The organism is Nonomuraea sp. B5E05 (assembly GCF_039880665.1).
In the GTDB taxonomy this organism is placed as follows: domain Bacteria; phylum Actinomycetota; class Actinomycetes; order Streptosporangiales; family Streptosporangiaceae; genus Nonomuraea.
Map to the genome: position 1 here is coordinate 497,648 of NZ_JBDPMJ010000001.1, position 19,553 is coordinate 517,200.

General features: G+C 69.0%; 15 protein-coding genes and 1 pseudogene. 10 read left to right on the forward strand and 6 right to left on the reverse strand.

Annotated features, from left to right (window positions below):
* Nucleotides 1-40 precede the first annotated feature (40 nt).
* From asnB to ABGB01_RS02350, 7 genes are all read left to right on the forward strand, one after another.
* The gene (gene asnB / locus ABGB01_RS02320) at nucleotides 41-1,573 is read left to right on the forward strand and encodes an asparagine synthase (glutamine-hydrolyzing) (protein WP_347769724.1); all 1,533 of its coding nucleotides are present in this window, start codon (nucleotides 41-43) and stop codon (nucleotides 1,571-1,573) included.
* Between the two features lie 197 nt (nucleotides 1,574-1,770).
* On the forward strand, nucleotides 1,771-2,142 hold the full coding sequence (locus ABGB01_RS02325; RefSeq protein ID WP_347769726.1) for an Mth938-like domain-containing protein: 372 nt from the start codon (nucleotides 1,771-1,773) through the stop codon (nucleotides 2,140-2,142).
* A gap of 73 nt (nucleotides 2,143-2,215) precedes the next feature.
* Nucleotides 2,216-2,713 (forward strand): YbaB/EbfC family nucleoid-associated protein, encoded by a 498-nt coding sequence (locus ABGB01_RS02330; RefSeq protein ID WP_347769728.1) that lies wholly within the window; start codon nucleotides 2,216-2,218, stop codon nucleotides 2,711-2,713.
* Nucleotides 2,714-2,784: 71 nt separating this feature from the next.
* A complete protein-coding gene (locus ABGB01_RS02335) occupies nucleotides 2,785-3,039 on the forward strand; it encodes a hypothetical protein (protein WP_347769730.1) in 255 nt (84 codons plus the stop codon).
* Nucleotides 3,036-3,527 carry a hypothetical protein gene (locus tag ABGB01_RS02340; protein WP_347769732.1) on the forward strand — a complete coding sequence of 164 codons (492 nt, stop codon included), beginning with the start codon at nucleotides 3,036-3,038 and terminating at the stop codon, nucleotides 3,525-3,527. Before ABGB01_RS02335 ends, ABGB01_RS02340 begins: the two co-directional genes overlap by 4 nt.
* A gap of 124 nt (nucleotides 3,528-3,651) precedes the next feature.
* Entirely contained in the window at nucleotides 3,652-4,095 is a 444-nt protein-coding gene (locus ABGB01_RS02345) for a hypothetical protein (RefSeq protein ID WP_347769734.1), read from the forward strand.
* The gene (locus ABGB01_RS02350) at nucleotides 4,092-4,493 is read left to right on the forward strand and encodes a hypothetical protein (protein ID WP_347769736.1); all 402 of its coding nucleotides are present in this window, start codon (nucleotides 4,092-4,094) and stop codon (nucleotides 4,491-4,493) included. The genes ABGB01_RS02345 and ABGB01_RS02350 overlap by 4 nt, the downstream gene beginning before the upstream one ends.
* A 132-nt stretch (nucleotides 4,494-4,625) precedes the next feature.
* On the opposite strand, the gene ABGB01_RS02355 is transcribed toward ABGB01_RS02350, so the two are convergent.
* Both ABGB01_RS02355 and ABGB01_RS02360 read right to left on the reverse strand, forming a co-directional pair.
* A complete protein-coding gene (locus ABGB01_RS02355; protein WP_347769738.1) occupies nucleotides 4,626-5,363 on the reverse strand; it encodes a phosphotransferase in 738 nt (245 codons plus the stop codon).
* A gap of 84 nt (nucleotides 5,364-5,447) precedes the next feature.
* Entirely contained in the window at nucleotides 5,448-6,590 is a 1,143-nt protein-coding gene (locus ABGB01_RS02360) for an NADAR family protein (protein ID WP_347769740.1), read from the reverse strand.
* Nucleotides 6,591-6,868: 278 nt separating this feature from the next.
* Here ABGB01_RS02360 and ABGB01_RS02365 point away from each other — a divergent pair, with 278 nt between their 5' ends.
* The 3 genes and pseudogenes from ABGB01_RS02365 to ABGB01_RS02375 form a co-directional block, all read left to right on the forward strand.
* The gene (locus ABGB01_RS02365; RefSeq protein ID WP_281284040.1) at nucleotides 6,869-7,003 is read left to right on the forward strand and encodes a hypothetical protein; all 135 of its coding nucleotides are present in this window, start codon (nucleotides 6,869-6,871) and stop codon (nucleotides 7,001-7,003) included.
* The gene (locus ABGB01_RS02370; RefSeq protein ID WP_347770174.1) at nucleotides 7,000-7,182 is read left to right on the forward strand and encodes a hypothetical protein; all 183 of its coding nucleotides are present in this window, start codon (nucleotides 7,000-7,002) and stop codon (nucleotides 7,180-7,182) included. The genes ABGB01_RS02365 and ABGB01_RS02370 overlap by 4 nt, the downstream gene beginning before the upstream one ends.
* Nucleotides 7,146-7,241, forward strand: a pseudogene (locus ABGB01_RS02375) (IS5/IS1182 family transposase); the annotation flags it as partial. The gene ABGB01_RS02370 and the pseudogene ABGB01_RS02375, both read left to right, overlap by 37 nt.
* A 431-nt stretch (nucleotides 7,242-7,672) precedes the next feature.
* On the opposite strand, the gene ABGB01_RS02380 reads toward ABGB01_RS02375, so the two are convergent.
* The 4 genes from ABGB01_RS02380 to ABGB01_RS02395 form a co-directional block, all read right to left on the reverse strand.
* Complete coding sequence (locus tag ABGB01_RS02380; RefSeq protein ID WP_347769742.1) at nucleotides 7,673-7,855, reverse strand: hypothetical protein; 183 nt, start codon at nucleotides 7,853-7,855, stop codon at nucleotides 7,673-7,675.
* A gap of 32 nt (nucleotides 7,856-7,887) precedes the next feature.
* On the reverse strand, nucleotides 7,888-14,250 hold the full coding sequence (locus ABGB01_RS02385; protein WP_347769744.1) for a DNRLRE domain-containing protein: 6,363 nt from the start codon (nucleotides 14,248-14,250) through the stop codon (nucleotides 7,888-7,890).
* Between the two features lie 637 nt (nucleotides 14,251-14,887).
* The gene (locus tag ABGB01_RS02390; protein ID WP_347769746.1) at nucleotides 14,888-16,027 is read right to left on the reverse strand and encodes an acyl-CoA dehydrogenase family protein; all 1,140 of its coding nucleotides are present in this window, start codon (nucleotides 16,025-16,027) and stop codon (nucleotides 14,888-14,890) included.
* Between the two features lie 2 nt (nucleotides 16,028-16,029).
* Entirely contained in the window at nucleotides 16,030-19,446 is a 3,417-nt protein-coding gene (locus ABGB01_RS02395) for an indolepyruvate ferredoxin oxidoreductase family protein (RefSeq protein WP_347769748.1), read from the reverse strand.
* Between the last annotated feature and the right edge of the window lie 107 nt (nucleotides 19,447-19,553).

Genomic DNA, 19,553 nt, shown 5'->3' on the forward strand with positions numbered 1-19,553 from the left:
GTTTGTCGATGACGGCCGGCCGGGACTACGTTCGAATGCCATGTGCGGCATCGCGGCTCTCTACAGCGAACAGAACGGAACCGACCCCCTCCATACCCGCGCCGCGGGCGAGTGGATGCTCTCCCGCATCACGCACCGCGGCCCGGACGACAGCGACCACCGGCTCGTCGGCGAGCGCGCGTGGCTCGGGCACACCCGGCTGTCCATCGTCGACCTCGAAGGGGGAAGGCAGCCGATGGCCGCGCCCGACGGCTGGTCGCTGGTCTGCAACGGGGAGATCTACAACCACGTCGACCTTCGCAAGAGCCTCGGGCAGGAGTGGTTCGCCACCGCCTCCGACAGCGAGCCGGCGCTCGTGCTGCTGCGGACGTGCGGGCCGGACGCGCTGGACCGGCTCCAGGGGATGTGGGCGCTGTGCGCCGCCGCGCCCGACGGCCGGTTCGTCGCCGCCCGTGACCCGCTCGGCATCAAGCCTCTCTACTGGGCGCGCACCGCGGACGGCGTGCGCTTCGCCTCCGAGCTGCGGGCCTTCCCGCCCGAGGCGCAGGCCGCCGCCGAGGCGTTCCCGCCCGGGTGTCACTGGACGCCGGAGACCGGCCTCGTGCGCTTCGCCGAGGCCGTGCCACGGGTCCGCACGCGCCGGTGGGACGGCGTCCCCGCCGCCGACGCCGAGTCGGCCACCCGCGAGGTGCTGGCCGACTCGGTCGTCCGGCACCTGATGGCGGACGTGGACGTCGGCGTGTTCCTCTCAGGCGGCCTCGACTCCAGCATCGTCGCGGCCGTCGCCGCCGCCGAGTACGGCTCGAAGGGCGAACGGCTGAAGACGTTCGCCGTCGGCACCCCTGACTCGCCCGACCTGCTGGCGGCCCGCGAGGTGGCGGAGTTCCTCGGCACAGAACACCACGAGACCCTTCTCGACGCCGACCGGGCCATCTCCGTCGTGGACCAGGTGGTGACCTCGGTGGAGTCGTTCGACGCCAGCCTGATCCGCAGCGCCGTACCCAACTGGTTCCTGTCCGAGCTGGCCTCCCGGCACGTCAAGGCGGTGCTGACCGGGGAAGGGGCCGACGAGCTGTTCGCCGGCTACGACTACTACCACCGCGGCCACGCGGCGCCCGGCCGGCTGGAGGTCGAGCTGCAGCGCACCCTCGGCCAGCTGCACGGGCTCAACCTCCAGCGCTGCGACCGCGTCACGATGGCGCACGGCCTGGAGGCCCGCGTCCCCTTCCTCGACGCGGACGTCATCGCGCACGCCATGTCCCTGCCGCCCGAGCTCAAGTCGCTGGAGCCCGGCGGCATGGAGAAGGGACACCTGCGCCGCGCGTTCACCGGCTGGCTGCCCGAACGGCTGCTGTGGCGGCGCAAGGTGCAGTTCGGCACCGGCAGCGGCGCCCAGGACCTGCTGACGCCGCACTTCGAGGCGCGCGTGAGCGACGGCGAGCTGGCCGCGGCGGTCAAGGAGTCCGGCATCGAGCTGCGTACCAAGGAGGAACTGGCCTACTACCAGGTGTTCCGGCGGGCGCTGCCCCTCGTCCGTCCCGAGGCGGTGCTCACCCGCTTCGCCACCGCCTGAACCGGCCAACGGCGATGCCGAGGAAAACCTCAGTGGCCGAGCACTCCGGCACCATGCATCGCTCCATGAACCAGCCCCACGTCAGATCCCCGGGCAATGAGGCCCGGGATCCCGACGACCGCCGTGCTCATAAGCACTCCTGGGTACTGCGGAGACATCCGCGTGCGGCGAAGTCGCCGACGCGTATCCTCGCGTCCATGGACGACAAGAGCCCGCTCATCACGGACGTCTCCTGGGGCCGGATGGCGGTCGAGCGAATCGGCGAAGGCAAGGACTTCAAGCTCTACCCGGGCGGTGGCCGCCCATGGGACTGGAACGAGACCGGCACCAGGCATTCGCCCGGCATTCAGCCCGCCGACGTGCGCGAGCTGCTCGACCGAGGCTGCCAGGTCGTTGTGCTGTCCCGCGGCATGCATCTGGCGCTGCAGGTCTGTCCCGAGACGCTTAGCGAGCTGGCGGACAAGGGCGTCGAGGTGCATGTGGAGGAGACGACGGCCGGCGTCGGACGTTACAACGCGCTGGCCGCGGCGTCGGTGGCCGTGGGTGGGTTGTTCCACTCGACCTGCTGAGCTCCGCTCGGGGTGCGGACACGGCTCTGGTCACCCTCGTTACCGCCACCTTTCTGTGTCGCCGACGGGGACAATGACTGGTATATACGGTCTGCAAAGCTTTTATCCTGATGAAGGGGAGTTTGTGGCGGACCAAGAGGGGCTTGGTGTCGAAGGGCTCGATCGGATGATCGAGCGTGCCCGGGAAGCCCTGGCCTCCGCCCAGGCCCTCGGCGACGGCTCGGCCGATGGCACGTCCACGGAGCAGACCACCGTGCTCCAGGGCGAAGGCGCGGCGGCCAAAGGTCGGGTGCGGGTCACGGTCGTGGCCGGTGGGCGGCTCTCGTCCCTGACAGTCGATCCGCGCCTGATGCGGTCCGGTTCCGAGGAGATGTGCTCGGAGATCGTCAGGGCTGTCAACGCGGCCGTCGACGATCTGAGGGCGAAGGCGGTCGAGCAGGCCGGCGCGTCGCCTGACGCGGAGGAGGTCTCGTCAACGTTGCTCACCCTGCAACAGGAATCAGTACGCCAGATGGAGAAGTTCACCCAGGCGATCAACGACGTCGTCATGCGGTTCGAAAGGCGAGCATGAATAGAAATGACGGCGGGATGGAGTTACACGGTCCGAGTCTGCGGTCCGCGAGCTCCGGTCTGCACGCGTCGATGGAGGACCTGAGCAATCACTGGGTGGCGCTGGGCAACGCGTTGAACGCGCTCGAACCCATGGTCGGCGAAGACCTCATCAGCCAGCTCGTCGGAGCGTCGTACAAGGCGATTCGCGAGGCCGCGGATGAGACCCTCGGCTCGGTGATGAGCGGCCTGCACAGCTACGGGGCGGGCGTGCTGCAGATGGACGTCAACCGCTCGTCCGCGGAGCAGCGCTCTGTCGTCGACCTCGGCCAGGAAACCCGGGCATGAGCCTGCAACCCCCGGGGTGGGCGGCCTCGCTGCTCGAAGACCTCGGCTACTGGTGGACGAACGCCGACGAGGGGAAGCTCGGCCAGGCGGGCACCTTGGTCGTGGAGGCCGAGCCGCTGCTCGACGCGGTGAGGGATCTCGCGCGGATATCGGCGGCCAAGGTGCGGGACGACAACGCAGGTGAGGGGGTCAACGCGTTCCAGACCGCCTGGGACGACGAAGACGCGCCGGACAAGGTGCTCTCCGACGCCACGACCGGCATGCTCACCGTGGGCGCGGGGCTGTTCGTCTCAGGGGCGATCGTGCTGGCACTCAAGGTCCATGTTCTTACCCAGCTCGCCTCGCTGGCCACCGCGATCATCCGGGCGATCGCCGCCGCGGGCCCGACCCTGGGCGCCTCTCTGCTGCAGATACCGGTCTTCAAGGAGATAACCGGCCGGCTGATCGGCCTGCTGATTGTCATGGCCGCTACCCCGCTCATGGACTGAATTGGCGGCGAGAGGGGGAAAAGGAGTTTCCCGTAAGGTCGGAGGGCTGTTCGGCAAACTTGGGGCGCCTTTCTTCCGCAGGTCGAGGAACGCGCGGGCCGCGGCGGTGGCGACCGGCGTACGGGTGCGTGAAGGCCTGACGGGACCGGAGGCCTGGAACTCGCTGACCAATCTCAGGACCAGCAGTCCGGCCCGTCTGGACGACTTCCGGCCCGGCTCCGCATTTTCGGGGGTGTACGACCCCGGTTCGCGCCGGTTCCTCGCCTATCCGAGCGGCGAAGCGAAACTGCGGTCCGGTCTGGTGCCCGAAAATACGGTGCCGCGCTACGGCGGGCACGGCGACGTCAGCGATATTTTTGGTTATTTCACGACGGCGGGCATGGACGAGATCGTCGGTTTCACCGCGACTCTGCGTAGTGACGGGTCCATCGGTATGCATTGGGTCTCCCGATCCGTCAATGGGCTGAATCGCTCCTTCGAGGGGAACGAGGTGCCCCAGAGCCTGCGAGGGCCCATCATGGACCTCATCCAGCAAACTACCAACCGACAAGTCTGGCCTAACCGGTGAACAGTAACGTGATCAATGGGTTGACACTCCCGGTGGCGCTTCTCGCCGCAATGAGGGAGGGCCGGTGGACGCCGCCCGACTCCGCCGTACTGGCGAAGGTGTTCGGCGAGCAGCCAGAGGAGCCTTCCTTCTACACCCTCGATCAGATGGAATTCGAGAACCGCCATTGGCTGAAGCGTACGCGGCCAGTGTTTCTGGGCACGTCCGATCCCGCGCACCCACCCGGCGATCTCGATCCCCGAAGCTCGCTCATTATCGGGGACCTGGGACCTGACATGCCGTTCGCGCTCGACTACCGGCCCTTCGACGGGGCCACGGTCGTGTACCGCAAGGCCGACGGCAAGTGGGTGATGGTCGCCCCTTCGATCGACCGGCTCCTGGCGCGTCTCGTGGAATGAGGCCGGGGTGGACGTGAGCGCCGAGCGTCGCGTCACCAGATTCCTGACAAGTACCTGGCCGCCCTGTACCGAGGCGGGATGCTGGAATGCGGCGACCGGACGGATGGACCCGCCGCCGCCGGGCGTGCGGCCTCACATGCGGGCTCTCAGCACGTCTACCTCGCAGCCGGGTGCGCCTGGGTCGAAGCCGTGCTCGAACAGCCAGCGGATCGCCAGCAGGCTTCGCAACGACCACCACGCGCGGATCACGTCGACGTCGACGGGGGCGCCGTAGCCGGCGATGACGTCGCCAAGGCGCTCCTCGTGCCCGAGCGTCAGGACGGCGAGGTCGTACAGGGCGTCCCCCGGGGCCGCCTCGGTCCAGTCGATCACGCCGGTGATCTCGTCACCGTCCACGAACACGTGGGTGATCTGCAGGTCGCCGTGCGCGAACACCGGTGTCCACGGCCGGAGCGCGGCCTCGGCGACCTGGCGGTTGCGCGTGACCAGGTCGGTGGGAAGGACACCGTTCGTGACGAGCCACTCGCATTCGCCGTCGAGGCGCGAGGTGATCTCGTCGAGGCTCCGGCCGGGCCACGGCGGCAGCGGCGCGTCGTGCAACATCCGTGCGGCGGCGCCCGCCGCACGCCACGCCGCCGGCGACGCGGTCGACGGCTCGCCGAGCCGGCCGAGCGCCGTCCCCCGGAGGGCGGCGAGCGCGAGCACGGGCGGCCTGCGCCACAGGACCTCCGGAGTCGGGATCGGCGCCCTGGCCATCGCCTCGACCTCGACGTCGCTGCGCGTCTGATCGCCGTCGATCTTCAAGAACACGTCGCCGACGCGCAGGGTCGCGCACTCGTCATGGGCGACGACGACCTCGACCTCTTCCACGCCGGTCATTATCACGGGATGATCACCGGCGTCGCCACACCTTTTTCGCGCGCTGCCGCGACTCCCTGTACTGCTGAGGGGGTGTCAGAGCCGGAAGCCGATGCGGCCGGCCACGAGCTCGGCACGGACCAGTTCGAGCAGCCGGCCCACCCAGTTGCGCCCGGCGGAGCCGCGAACATCCCAGAATTGCGAATTGGCGGAGCCGTAATGGATGCGCCCGTCGCCTGTGGCCAGGAGCACCTCGCCCAAGTCCGGATGCTGGACGAACTTCGCGCGCAGCAGATCGGCCATGACCGTGAGACGCACGTCCGCCCAACGCGGTCGCCGCTCGGCCCCGACCCCGATGTCACGCACGGCCTGGGAGTTCGGTGCTGTACGGATGCGCTCGCGCAGGGATTCGTCGTCGGTGGACAGGGCCCAGTAGGCGTGCTCGACCGTCGGATAGAGAACATCGGCGACCTTGATCACGGCCGGGAACTCGTTCCGCAGCCCGTGCGCACGCGGATCCATGGGACGGCCGTAGTTGACGTGCACGGTCGGCGATCCGGCTTCGGCGGGCCCGTCGGCCTCCCGCAGCGCCTCTGCGGCCGGATGCGGCGCCCGCCAGTCCGCGAAGTACCGGAACGCCCCGCGCCGGCCGCCCTCGGTGACGACGCCGTCCTCGTCCAACGCCTCACTGCCGTCCTCGAACTCGAAGAACACGTACTCATCCCAGGTCTCGCCCGCCTCTGAAATGAGCAGGCGCAGCGGGATGTCGCGGGCATCCATGTCCCCGAGCGCGTAGATCCGGTGATGCGCCGGGATCGCCAGGTAGGCATCGCGCAGCACGATCCGGTCGGTCTCCGAGCGCGAGTCGACGTAGCGCAGCGCCGCCGCGACGCACCGGTCCGTGGAATCCGGACGCCCGTTCAGGCGGTCGATCGCGTCGACGACCTCCCCGAGCAGTTCCTCGGCCGTGGTCCAGCAGACGACCTCGCCGAACCGCCAGCGTGCCAGATCATGCGCGCTCGCCCAGGCGCCCTCCTCCAGAGCCGTCGCCACCCAACCGGCCTCAAGCTTCGCGCGGAGCCCGTCGAGGTCGCCCCACTCCCAGTAGAAGATCGCACCGTCCGCGAAGACCTGCAGATCGGTCAGGTAGTAGTCGCCGCCGTTCCGAATGAAGATCGGCCGGAGGACTCCCTCGATCCGCTCCCCGTCGACGATGCGATAGGTCTGTTTTCCCACCATCCGAGCCAGCGTAGGCCCTGCGCCCGAACAGGGCTCAACGCCCGGTTCCCGTCACACGGTCATGGCTACTTGACCAAGCTGCTGATCACCATGAGCTGGATCTGGTTCCTGCACTCGAAGATCTGCATGGTCTCTGACCCGTGACCTGGCCAGCTGCGAAAATAGCTCGATCATGTTGGTGAGCAGTAGTTACGCTTGTGGACGTCTCGCATCACTTGCCGCTGCTTCGGGGGTTCCCACGGAACAGCGACGGAACAGAGGGGAGCTTGGAGGCGACTGTGGCGATCCCGAAGAAGGGCTCGCGGCTCATCACCGTCGATGGCGCCGTCTTCCGCTGGCGTATCCGCCACAAGCCGACCTATTGTCAGGGCGATGGCTGGACCCCGCTCCGCTTCGCCGTCGAGCGAGCATGAGGTCGTACGACCACCGTCATGCGAGGTCCTACGCGTACACCACCACCCACAGCACGTCCGCAGCGACCGCGGTGAACTTCCGCCTCACCAAGTCCGGCGCCGCCGGCCGCTTGCCCTGCCGGGTCAGCGAGCGCAACCTTTTCGGCGGGCCGCGCTTGGTCGATCCCGAGGCGGACTGAGCAGCAAGATCCATGCCGCGGTCGATGAGTCCGGGCTGCCTCTGGTCTTCGTGCTCACGCCCGCGCAGGCCGCCGACTGCCCGCGATTCATCACCGTCCTGGACAAGATCCTACTCCTCCAAGGCGAACCGTGCCTATCTGCGCCGCCGTGGGATCGGCGCGGTCATCCCCGAGAAGAGGGACCAGCAGGCCAACCGGAAGAAGAAGGGTCGAGCTGCCATCACAGGCCACCCTCTACCGAGCCGTCGGTAAGTCAGCTCGGCGCGTTTGGCGAAGGACATGTGTAAGAGCGGAGAAGGGCGCCGTGGACAGCAGGGCGCGCGCCAGGGTTCGTGATGGTCGGCGAAATGCGGCCCGAAGAGCGCGGCGGCCAGGTGGGATGACGTGGCGGACAATTCACAACTCCACATGTAATCCTTGTGCAAAGTCGCCATAGTGCTACTTTCAGTCACCGACCTGTCCGTCCGCGCTCAACGCGCGAGCCGTCCGATCACTTAGAGCGCATTGCCCGTTTAATCACGAGGATCCCGACCAGCCAGATAGCTGCGTATGCCAGGGGCCGCATCGTCAAGTAGATCACCGTGATTTGTCCTGGATCCTCGAAAAAGTAGTCGATGGCCAGATTGGCTAGAAAGGAACCCGCGACGACGCAGGTCCAGGCCAGCCAGGCCATCCGTGCCTCACGGCTCCATCTCTTGGGGCCGATCATTGGCTAATGTAGATCTTGTCGGTTTGCCTCCAGGCCGTGTATGAGACGGAGATAGTGGCGCGCTCCACCTTCCATCCTGTGTCGCGGGCGATCCTGCTCCCCCAGCGGAACACGTAGTAGGTGACCTCCCTGATCCAGTGGGTGCGCTCGGTTTCAACGCGATTCCGCTTCCACACGATAAGGTAGGTACGCCCCTTGCACTTTTCGTAGAGTTTTCTCCCCCAACACGGATTGAAGATCTTCTGCTTTGTCTGTACATAAGTTCTGATTCGGGTGACATCCTTCACGTACTGACGTACCTCCGTTCCTTTAAAGGCGAGCATGCATGCAACAGAGGCGTAACCTAGACAGGCGACGTTGACGGCGATGTCGTTGGCGTTCTCCAACCACGTCGATGTGTACATGCCATGGTCGACCACGTGCTCCGTGTAGCCGGTCTGCTCTTCCGGATAGGTTCCCGCCAGATCGAGTTTGCCGATCGGATCGGCGTCGCAGTAGTCGTAGGCGTTGGAGCTGCCTCCCACGACCGGGTCCTCCTGCAGGAAACGCCCAGTGATGGGATTGTAGAGCCGCACGCCCATTAGCACGAGGCCGCCCTGGGCGTCTCCGGCGCGCTGTTTGCTGCCGAGCCAGCCGTAGCGCGGGTTCGTGTCGGCGGTGTCCCGGGAGACGCCGTACTCGGTGGTTTCGGTGTAACTGTCGACGCCGACGGCGGCACCGCTGACCGTTGAGACGATGTCGCCGTCCAGGTTGATGAGTTGGAGCGTGACGGCGCCGCTACTGCTTTGGATGGCGCCGAGCCCTTCCAGGCTCGCGACGTTCCTGCTCCACGTTCCATCGGCCTCGCTGATCCAGGCGGGGGAGTCCTCCAGCCCGGAATAGTGGTGGGTGACCGTACCCGGGTTTGCGCCACCCGTGGTGGTCGCGCTCTTGACCCTGCCGGCCGGGTCGCGAGTGTAGGTGGTCGTCGTGCCGTTCTGTGTGATGGAGGCCACGGTGTCGTGCACGAAGTAGCCGATGGACAGGGCGGCGCCGCCGAGCACGTCCGATGCGGGCACGGACGTCGTCCTGCCGAAGGCGTCGTACGCGTAGCCCTGGCGGGTCAGCCGGTCGGCTTGGTCGTATGTGTAGTTCACTGTCGTCGGATCGGTGCTCGTGGTGCACTGCCCCGAGTCGTCGGCGGGATGGGTGATGAGGCTGGTGCGGTTGGTGTTCTGGTCGAACGCGTAGCTGCGGGTGACGCATTCTCCCTGGTACGCGTCCTGAACGCGCTCCAGCCGCCCCGCGAAGTCGTAGCCGTAGTCCTGGCGGCTGCCAGGACTGTGCTGCGTGACGGTCCGCCCCTGGAAATCGGGCACCGCGGAGAACGACAGCCAAACCTGGTCATCCTTGGTGTAGGCGAGCCTGGTCCGCTTACCGTTGCTGTCATAGTTGCTTGCCGCGACTATGCCGTTCGGGTAGACCTGTTCGATCAGCTTTCCCGCCTGGTCGTAGGCGCCGCGGAACGTGCCGGCCCCGCCAGTCTCCACCTGCGTGATCATGCCACGGCGCTCGGCCTTGCCGTTTGCGTCCGTGCCGTTGTAGGTGAAGGTGACGGTGCCCTTGCCGTCGTTGGTGGTGGCGATGCGGCCGTCCAGGTCGTAGGTGACAGTGGCGAGGTTTCCCGTGGCGTCGGTGGTTTTCCACGGGCGGCCGAAGCTGTCGTAGGTGACGACGACCGTATCGTTCCCGGCCTCCTTCCTGGTCTGCAGACCGGTCGCCTCGTCGTAGACGTAGCTCATCTCCGGGAACGGCGCACCGCCGGCGGTCTCCGGAGAGACCTCGGCCTTGGCTTTGATCGAACGACCCGCGACGTCGTAGGTGGTCGTTGCTGTGCGGATCACGTCCTGCACGGTCTCGGTCTTGGTCGTGATCGCGCCGTAGATGTTGTAGCTGGTGGTGTGCTCGACGGCGAGTGGCTTGCCCGTCGCCGGCTGAGTCACAGGCGTGACCTTGCACGTCCAGCCTGCCCAGGCGGGGCGGTTCCCGCACTCGGCCGCCACTGGGTGCGCTTCGGCGGCGTAGGTGTAGGTGGCGATGCTGCCCGCGTCGCGGCCGGACGAGGCGGGCTGTCTGCGCTCGACCTCGCGCCCCGCCACGTCGTAGCGGATCCGGCTGACAATGTCGTCGCCGTCCGGGTTGACCGTGGTAGTGCTCGTCGGCTTGCGCAGGCTCCAGCCGGACGCGTCACCCGAGGCGATCGGGTCGTAGCCGATCTTCTGCGTGCTGACGTCGTCGTCTGTGGGGACCGCCGTACCGTCCACCACCACGGGCACGGTCTTGGACTCGGTCACCAGGTGGTAGGCGAGGTCGGAGACGGGCTTGCCCACGTCGTACTGCTGGGTCGTGCGCTGCCTGGCGGTGACCAGTTGCCCGTCACCGAGCGCGATAGTGGACGCGGGGCCGTCGGTTGACACGAGGTCCCCATCGGCGTTGTACTCCGAGATCGTCGCTAGCAGGTTCGCTCGCTCCGCAGAGTCGGCCCGCGCGGCCGTGTAAGGATCGGTGTCGGCCGTCGGCGTCACTGCCCGCGCCCGGTTCTCCCTGGTGAGTTGCCAGACCGCGTTGTTCTCCTTGTCGTAGCGTGTGGCATCGATCTGCCACTCGCCCGCGCCGAATGCGGCCGTGTTCACGGCCCGGCCGAGGCCGTCCATGTAGGTGAGTGATCCGTGCTCCCAGTCGGCGGCCTGAGGGTGGTACGCGCCGTCCGCGCCTCGGGCCGGGACGTGCGAGGCGGGAAAGACTGCGGCTCCGACCACGGGCAGGTTATCGGTCTGCCCCCACGTCGCGGTGCGCGCGAGCGTGAGGTCGTTGGGCGCGGACGCCCCGCCGACGGGAACGTCGTAGGCCACCGCCCAGGTGGGGTCCTGATCGCCGTTCTCACGCTGGGCGTGGGCCAAGCGGCCCGCGGCGTCGTACTCCAGCCGCCACGGCGCGAGCCCGGGCGGCGTCACCTGTGAGATGCGGCCCTCGCCTGTGTAGTAGTAGAGCGTGGCCAGGTTCGAACGGGGATCCGTCACCTGACGTAGCCGCCCCGTGGAGTCGTAGGCGTATGCCGCGAGAGTAACGGTCTTCATAGCGTTGGACTCGGGGTCGAAGGCGGTCAGCGACAGGCTCTTGACGTTGCCCTTGTAGTCGCCCCACCCGGAGGGCACACCCGTCGCGGTTGTCTCGGCGGCGTACTGCAGTTCGAGCGCCCGGCATCCGGGCACCAGCGTCGTCCCGCACTGCACGCCACTGGCGGCGGGCGTCAGGACGCGCGTGATCCTGGCCTGGTCGTCGCGGAAGTAGGTCACAGCCGACTCGGCCGCAGGCCCTTCCGTACGTGCGACCACCCAGGTCCCGTTGACCTTCACGAAGGTGGTCTTGGCGCCGGTCTTGTCGGTGACCGTCAACTGCTCGTCGGTGACAGAGATGAAGGTGCCGTCAGCCGCGTCGCCGGTCCCGGTGTAGACGTCGCCGTTCTTCGTGTAGGTAAACGTGGAACCGTCCGGGCCGATGAGCTGCATCCAGCCCTTGTTGGAGCCGTCCACGGGGACGTACGCAGCCACCCACGACGGAACCGCCGGAAAGGCCACTTGCCAGCCAGGGCCGAACACCTTGTACTCGTCCGGCACGGTCGAGTCGAACTCGGTGCTCAGCGTCCTGTGCACGCGAGCGACCTTGACCCCGAAGACCTCGGCGTCCGTGGCCTGCAGCGCGAAGTCGCCGTTGACCAGCGCCACAGAGCCGGGTCCCATCTCGCTGCTGGCATGGTGGTCACCGGTCGCAGCCTTGGTGAGCGAGACCTCGATCGGGTTGGAGCACTCGAAGCCGACCGAGCCGCCCTCGAAACAGGCCCGCAACTGGACGAAGCCCTCCGCCTCCTGGCTCTCCTTCAGGGTCGCGGCGAGGTCCCACGACAGGGCGCCGAAGTCCTTCGTGGTGTCGGTGCGGGTCTGCGGCCAGGAGGCGATCGGGGTGCCACTGCCCGCCGCGAAGACGTGCTTGGTCGGAACAGGGCTCCATTCGGCCCACGGCATCGTGCTCGTCGTGTACTCGTACGTCACCTCGTCGCGGGCCGGAGGCGCGGACGCGTCGAGGGTCACAGTGCGGTAGGTGCGGGGCTGCCTGCGCGCGGTCACGATGCCGCCGGGGCCGACGCCCAGGGTGTAGGCAGCGACATCGGAGGTGTTGTGCGCCTTGTCCCGCGTCCTGACGTAGAGCGTGTGCCAGCCGTCGCCGAGCGTCTCCTTGATCTCACGCGTCTCACCGAGGGAGTCCTCCCAGACGCCCGCCTCTTGGATGGTCGAGGGGACGGGGTTGTCGAAATCCCAGAGGTACTCCGTGACGTCCTTCGAGGCCGATTCGACGGAGCAGGTGATTTCCCCTCGCGGCCTCCACGCGCCTTCAGGGACCGTGCCGTTGCAGTGCACCGTCGGCTCCTGCGGTCTGGACGCGTCGATGCTCACCGGCTGCCACTGCGACCAGGCCGATTCGACGTCGCCATCCACAGCCCTGCTGCGCCAGCGGATGCGCCAACCGTCTTGGAGCGTTCCTTCAGGAACGGTCAGCTTCGCCACCTCGCCGGCGGGCGCTTCGGCGCTGCCCGACCAGATGAACCCGCTCCCCTGCCCAGTGGCGGCGGGATCGTGCTCGATCTCGAAGTCCGCACGTAGGGTGGTGCCCGTCCCTCGGAGCCCGCTCTGCAGCGTGGGACGTGTGGTCGTGGTGAACAGGCGCCCGGAGATCTGCGGCTGCTCGCCCACCGGGGGTTCGAGCTTGCGGGTCGGGCTGGACACCGGCACTGTGCGCAGGTGCTCGACCCAGGGCGCGGCGCCGTACGTGACCACGAGCTTGGGGGCGTCGTCCACGGTGTCGTGGAAGTCGAAGCTGAACATCGGCCGCGACTTGTCCTCGATGGTGGCCCGCAGCATGAGGCCGCGCCCGCTCGATCCAGTCGCCCAGGACTTGGCGATGTCGGTGATGGCGATGCTCCACGGCACGTTGGCGGTCGGCTCCGACGCCGGGTTGCAAATCGCCGGAGGAGGCGAGGTGACCGCCCCGGCGTCCGTAACGGCGGGCTGGTTGTCCCAGAAGACGTCATTCGGGTACCACGCGCCGGTGATGCGCTGGACCATGAGTTGCTGCCCCGTCGGGCACGTCCACAGGTCGCCGACGAGGTCGAGGCGCGCGTTGACGACCTCCTGCCCAGCCAGCGAGGTGGTGTCGAAGTCGAGCAGGGCCCGCGAGAAGATCTTGGCCGACCAGTTGGAGGAGCAGTTGTTGTCGCTCAGACCGACGTGGACCGCCCAGTCCGTCGTCAGGTCGCCGTCGGGACACGGCGAGTTGATGCTACGGCCCTCCCTTATAGGGAGGGTGAAGGCGGGATCGACAGTGACGGGGTAAGTGGTCGCAGGGTCCTCGAGGAACTCCGGATCGGGCCGCAGGACCAGTTCGGAGCCAGTGATCTGCACGTCGATGTCACCGACCTCCGGAGCGGAGGCGCCGTCGAGCCGCTCGGCCTGCGTGACACGGGCGTCCAACATGTACGACCGGGGCGCCGCCGCGAGCACTTCGCCCTTGTCCGTGGTGACCTTGAGCCCGCCCTGCTTCGTCTTGGACAGCGAAAGGTTCTTGGTCCTCATGGGGAATCGGAACTCGAGGGGACCCTCCGGCCGCTGCCGCAGGAGCACGTCGTGCCGTACCCCCGTCGGCAGCGCCGTCACTACGATGTCCGCGCCGGGGCCCGCCGCATCGGTGTAGACCGCCTTGTTCCCCTGCACCACCGGGGCCGGCAGCTTCACCGGCGCGGAAAGCGCGTACTCCGTGTCTTCGCCGGGGACGAGCTTCACCAGCGGCTTCTCGTCACCGCCCGCGGAAATCTCCAGCCCGCCGAACGCGGCACGCGGTTTGAGCACGCCCTCGGCCTCCACGAGGGTGGTGTCGATGTTGGACCAGGTGTCGCCCTGCCTGATCCTGGAGGGTCCGCTGGACGCCTCCAGGGTGACGGTCCCGTCGGGATTGACGTACGTGGTGGTGCTCTCGGTCAGCTCATCCATGACCAGGACTCGGCTGCCCTGGAGCCGGGCCGACAGCGCCGCGGAGACACGGTCCGGCCGTTCCGCGACGGGCTTCGGCGCGGTTTCCACCTGCGCCGCGGGGTCGGCGAGCGCACTCACCCCAGCTTCCGCCGCGTGGGCAGTGCCCAGGAGCAGCGTGGCCGTGGTGCCGACGGCCAGCACCGCCCGCGCGCGGGCCGAGCCGCGCCGACGCAGCGGTGGGCTGTCCGATAAGAAACGGCGGCGGTCACGTTCAGACCCCGATGAGAAGAAGCCCACCCAATCCTCCATAGATGTCGGTGCTCGCTGACCTGAGGCATTAGCCCCGATCAAGAACGGAAACTTAAGTCTGGAAGACGGCTCTGTGAAGATTCTCCGGCGATTGTCGCGATCTTGTAATTCCGAATGGTGCGGAACGTGAGACACGAGTACTCGATCATGAAGACTCGTGACTTCAGCGGATGGCACGTGCGGTTTCGGGTGCTGGGGCCGGCCGGCGGAGACCTGGCGGGACGGGAGCAGTTGGCCGGTCGTCGGGGAGAAACAACGCACGCCGCTTGCGCTGCTCATCCCGCGGGCCAACCAGGTGGTGCCGCACGATGCGCTCCTGCACGCCCTGTGGAGTGAGCACCGGCCCGGCACCGGGCGGCGGACGCTGCACAACCACTCGTGGTCCCTGCGCCGGCCGGGGCGGACACGTGCCTGTCCACCAGCGGGGACGGCTACTCGCTGCGGTCTCGCCCGGCAGCTCCGACTTGTCGGCGTTCCTCGCCGAGGTCGCCGCGGGCGAGGCCGCCCGCGGCACGGACACCTGTTCTTGGCCACCGAATGCTTGCGCGCCGCTCTATGAGCCTGATCCCCACACCAAGAACCCCGCCTCCCATCACAGGGAAGCGGGGTTTCCGCACGTCAGGGGCTACTTTGCCAGGTGACGGCTGATCACCAGGCGCTGGATCTGGTTCGTGCCCTCGAAGATCTGCATGATCTTGGCCTCGCGCATGTACCGCTCGACCCGGAACTCCCGCGTGTACCCGTACCCGCCGAACACCTGCACCGCGTCCGTCGTCACCTTCATCGCCGCGTCCGTGGCGACCAGTTTGGCGATGCTCGCCTGCCGGCCGTACGGCAGCCCCGCGTCGCGGCGGCGGGCCGCGTCGAGGTACGTCGCCCGCGCGCTGTCAACCCCGGCCGCCATGTCGGCGAGCAGGAACCCGAGCCCCTGGTGGTCGATGATGCGCTTGCCGAACGTCTGCCGCTCCTTGGCGTAGGCGACGGCTTCGTCGAGCGCGGCCTGGGCGAGGCCGGTGGCGCAGGCGGCGATGCCGAGCCGGCCGGAGTCGAGGGCGCTGAAGGCGATCTGCAGCCCCTGACCCTCCTCGCCGATGAGCCGGTCGGCGTCCAGGACGGCGCCGTCCCAGTGGGCGCTGGTCGTGGGGACGGCGTGCAGGCCCATCTTCTCCTCCGGGCGTCCGAAGGAGAGCCCTTCGGCGGTCCCGGGGGCGAGGAAGCAGGAGACGCCGCGCGACCCCTCACCGGTGCGGGCGAACAGGGCGTAGAAGTCGGCGATGCCGCCGTGGGTGATCCACGCCTTGTTGCCGGTGATCCGGTAGCCGGTCTCGACCCGCTCCGCCTTGCAGCTGAGGGCGCCGGCGTCGGATCCGGCCTGCGGCTCCGACAGGCTGTAGCCGCCGATGACGCGTCCTGCCAGCATGTCGGGCAGCCACCGCTCGCGCTGCTCGGGGGTGCCGTAGGCGTGGACGGGGAAGCAGGCGAGGGTGTGCACGCTGGTCGCGACCGCGACGGCCGCCCACCGCATCGCCAGTTCCTCGATCACCTGCAGGTAGACCTCGTACGGCTGCCCGCCGCCACCCATTTCCTCCGGGTACGGCAGCCCGAGCAACCCCGCGCCGCCCAGCGTGGCGAACAGCCCGTCGGGGTAGGTTTCGGCGCGTTCGTGCTCGTCCACGCGGCGCGCGAGCTCCTTGTCGGCGATCTCGCGCGTCAGGTCGATGAGGTCCTTGGCGTCCTGGTCGGGAAGCAGACGGTCGACGGTCACGGTCACTCCTGGGTCGGGGCGGGCTCGTCCAGCCGCGCCAGGGCGGTCCTGGCGCGCTCGCGGAAGTCGGCGACCCGGGCGAGCTTGATGTCCTCGTACCCGCGGACCAGGTCGGGCAGGCCCGCGATCTCGGTGACGGCGGCGGCGGTGCCGGGGGTGAGCCGGGACAGGGCGGCGCGCATGAGATCACGATATTCGGTGACGAGCTCGCGTTCGACGCGGCGTACCTTGGCCTGGCCGAACACGTCGAGCGCCGTCCCGCGCAGCACCCGCGCGGCCCGCAGCCCGCGGAACAGCACGGGGGCCGAGCGGCGCAGCCTGATCTTGCGCTTCATGCCCATAGCGCGCAGCAGCGGCGGGTGCAGCAGCACGGACACGGCCGCGTCGGCGCCGAACTCGCGCTCGCGCCGCTCCTGCTCGGCCGGGTCGAGGTGGAGGCGGGCGACCTCGTACTCGTCCTTGTAGGCCATGAGCTTGTGCAGGCCGCGGGCGTAGGCGAGGGCGATCTCGGCGCCCGCCTCCTTACCGGCGCGCTGGACGGCGGCGGCGCGCACCCGGCGCACGTCCTGGGCGTACGTGCGGGCGTACGTCGCGTTCTGGTAGCCGGTCAGGTCGGCGGCGCGCGCCGCCACCACCTCGTCGAACCCTTCCGGCACGGGCGCCGGCGCCATGATCTCGCGCACCGCGGCGGGGTCGGACACGGCGGTGCGGCCCCAGCGGAAGGCGGCGAGGTTCTGCTCGACGGAGGCCCTGTTGAGGGTGATGGCCCGCTCGATGGACGCGGCCGAGACCGGCAGGCAGCCGAGCTGGTAGGCGGCGCCGAGCAGCAGCAGGTTGGCCGGCATGTGGTCGCCGAACAGGACGTCGGCCAGCTCGTGGGCGGCCACGCACTCGACGGCCTTGACGGCCGGCTCGACGCGGGCGACCGCGCCGGCGTGTCCCGGCACCGGCGCGCGACCGGTCACCATGGCGGCGGTGGGCACGACGGAGGTGTTCAGCACGGCGATGGTGCGTTCGGGCGCGGCCACGGCCAGGTTGGCGTCGGCCGCCGCGCCGAGCAGGTCGAACCCGATGAGCACGTCGGCCATGCGGTGCGAGGCGCGTACGGAGCCCGCGAGCGGGCGCGGCGAGATCCGCACGTCGCTGACCACGGGCCCGCCCTTCTGCGCCAGCCCGGTCTGCTCCAGCCCGGCCGTGTGCAGGCCGTCGAGGTGCGCCGCCATCTGCAGGATCTGCGAGACGGTGACGACGCCGGTGCCGCCGATGCCGGGCATCCTGATGAGCACGTCGTCGCCCACCCGGACGGCGGGCTCCGGCGGTTCCGCGGGCAGCGGCGGAGCCTGGTGCGGCCGCCTGGTGCCCGGCTCGACCAGCAGGAACGAAGGGCAGTCGCCCTTGAGGCAGCTCAGGTCGGTGTTGCAGGACGCCTGGTGGATGCGGGTCTTGCGGCCGTACTCGGTCTCGACCGGCTGCACGGACAGGCAGGTCGAGACGTCGCCGCAGTCGCCGCAGCCCTCGCAGACCCGCTCGTTGATCACGACCTTCTCGGTGGGCGTGGGCAGCTTGCCGCGCTTGCGCAGCCGCCGCTCCTCGGCGGCGCACCGGTCGTCGTGGATGAGCACGGTCACGCCGTCGAGCGCGGCCAGTTCCTTCTCGACCTCGGGCAGGTCGTCGCGGTGCCGTACGGACGCGATCGGCGCCAGCCGCACCCCGCGGTACGTCTCCGGCTCCGGCGTGGTGACCACGACGCGGCGCACGCCCTCCAGCGCCAGCTCCCGCGTCAGCGTGGGCACGTCGAGCCGGCCCTCCGCGCGCTGCCCGCCGGTCATGGCGACGGCGTCGTTGTAGAGCAGCTTGTACGTCATCGTCACCCCGGCGGCCACCGCCGCCCTGATCGCCAGCGAGCCGGAGTGGTGGAAGGTGCCGTCGCCGATGTTCTGCACGAAGTGCCGGTCCTCGGTGAACGGCGCCAGCCCGATCCACTGGGCTCCCTCACCGCCCATCTGGGTGATGCCGACCTGGGTGCCGCGCCCGTGCCCGTCCAGCGCGATCATGGCGTGGCAGCCGATGCCGACGCCGACGAGCGTCCCGTCGGAGGTGCGGGTGGAGGTGTTGTGCGGGCAGCCCGAGCAGAAGTACGGCGTGCGCGCGGCGACCAGCGGAAGCAGGGGCCGCGGCTTCTTCGCCGCGTTCTTGGCCGCGTCCTTTGCTGGGCCGGTGGTGACGGAGGCCCGGGGCAGCCGGTCGGGGTCCAGGCAGGCGACCAGGGCCTTGGCGACGTCCTCGGAGCTCAGGGTGCCACGGGCGCTCAGCAGTTCCCTGCCCAGCACGGCCGGCACCCGGTCGCGGCCGTACAGGGCCTGCTTGAGCTGCCCTTCCAGGAACGGCACCTTGTCCTCGACCACGAGCACCCGGTCGAGGTCGCACGTCATGGCGGCCAGCTCGGCGTGGTCGAGCGGGAACGGCATCGCGAGCCGGATCAGCCGCAGCCCGGCGTCGTCCAGGGCTGACCGGTCGAGGCCCAGGTCGGCCAGCGCCCGCAGGACCACCGCGTACGTCGTGCCGGACGCGACGATCCCCAGCGCGGTGTTGCCCTCGCCGGCCATCACCCGGTTCAGGCGGTGCGTGCGGGCGTACGCGCGGGCCAGGTCGAGGCGGCGGGTCAGCAGGTCGTGCTCGGCGTCCAGCGCCGCCGCGCCCAGCAGGATCGGGGACGACGCGCGGGCGGCGCGGTCCGGGAACGGGATGTGCTCGCGCAGCGGGCCGAGGTCGACCGTGGCGGACGCGTCGGCGATGTCGGCCACGATCTTCAGCCCGGCCCAGAGCCCGGTCGCGCGCGACAGGGCCACCGCGTGCAGCCCGAACTCGATGATCTCGGCGATCGAGCCGGGCGCGAGCAGCGGCATGGCCAGGCTCTGGCACATCGGCTCGCACGAGCTGGGCAGCGTGGACGACTTGCAGCCGGGGTCGTCGCCGATCCAGGCCACCGCGCCGCCGAGCGGGGCCGTGCCCGCCGTGTTGGCGTGCCTGATGGCGTCGGCGGCCCGGTCGAGGCCGGGGTTCTTGCCGTACCAGAAGCCCGTCACGCCCTCGTGACGGCGGCCCGGCACCTGGTCGAGCAGCTGGGTGCCGGCCACCGCCGTGGCCGCCAGCTCCTCGTTCAGGCCCGGCTTGAACACCACGCCCATGTCGTCCAGGAACCGCGACGCCCGCCCCATCTCCAGGTCGACACCGCCCAGCGGGGACCCTTGGTAACCGGACACGAACGCCCGCGTGTCCAGCCCGCGCGCCCGGTCGAGCCTGCGCTGCTCCAGCGTCAGGCGGACCAGGGCCTGCACGCCGGAGATGAGCACCCGGCCGTCGAGCGCCGCGTACTTGTCGTCGAGTGACACGGGGGCGGGAGTCTCGCTGGGGCTCATGCGGACCTCCTGGCTTCGTACGTGGGATTCCCAGCACAGCAATGCGGGCACACTATGCGCAAGTATGAGCCGAGAAAGCGCTCGCAAGACGCAAACAAAATACGGCG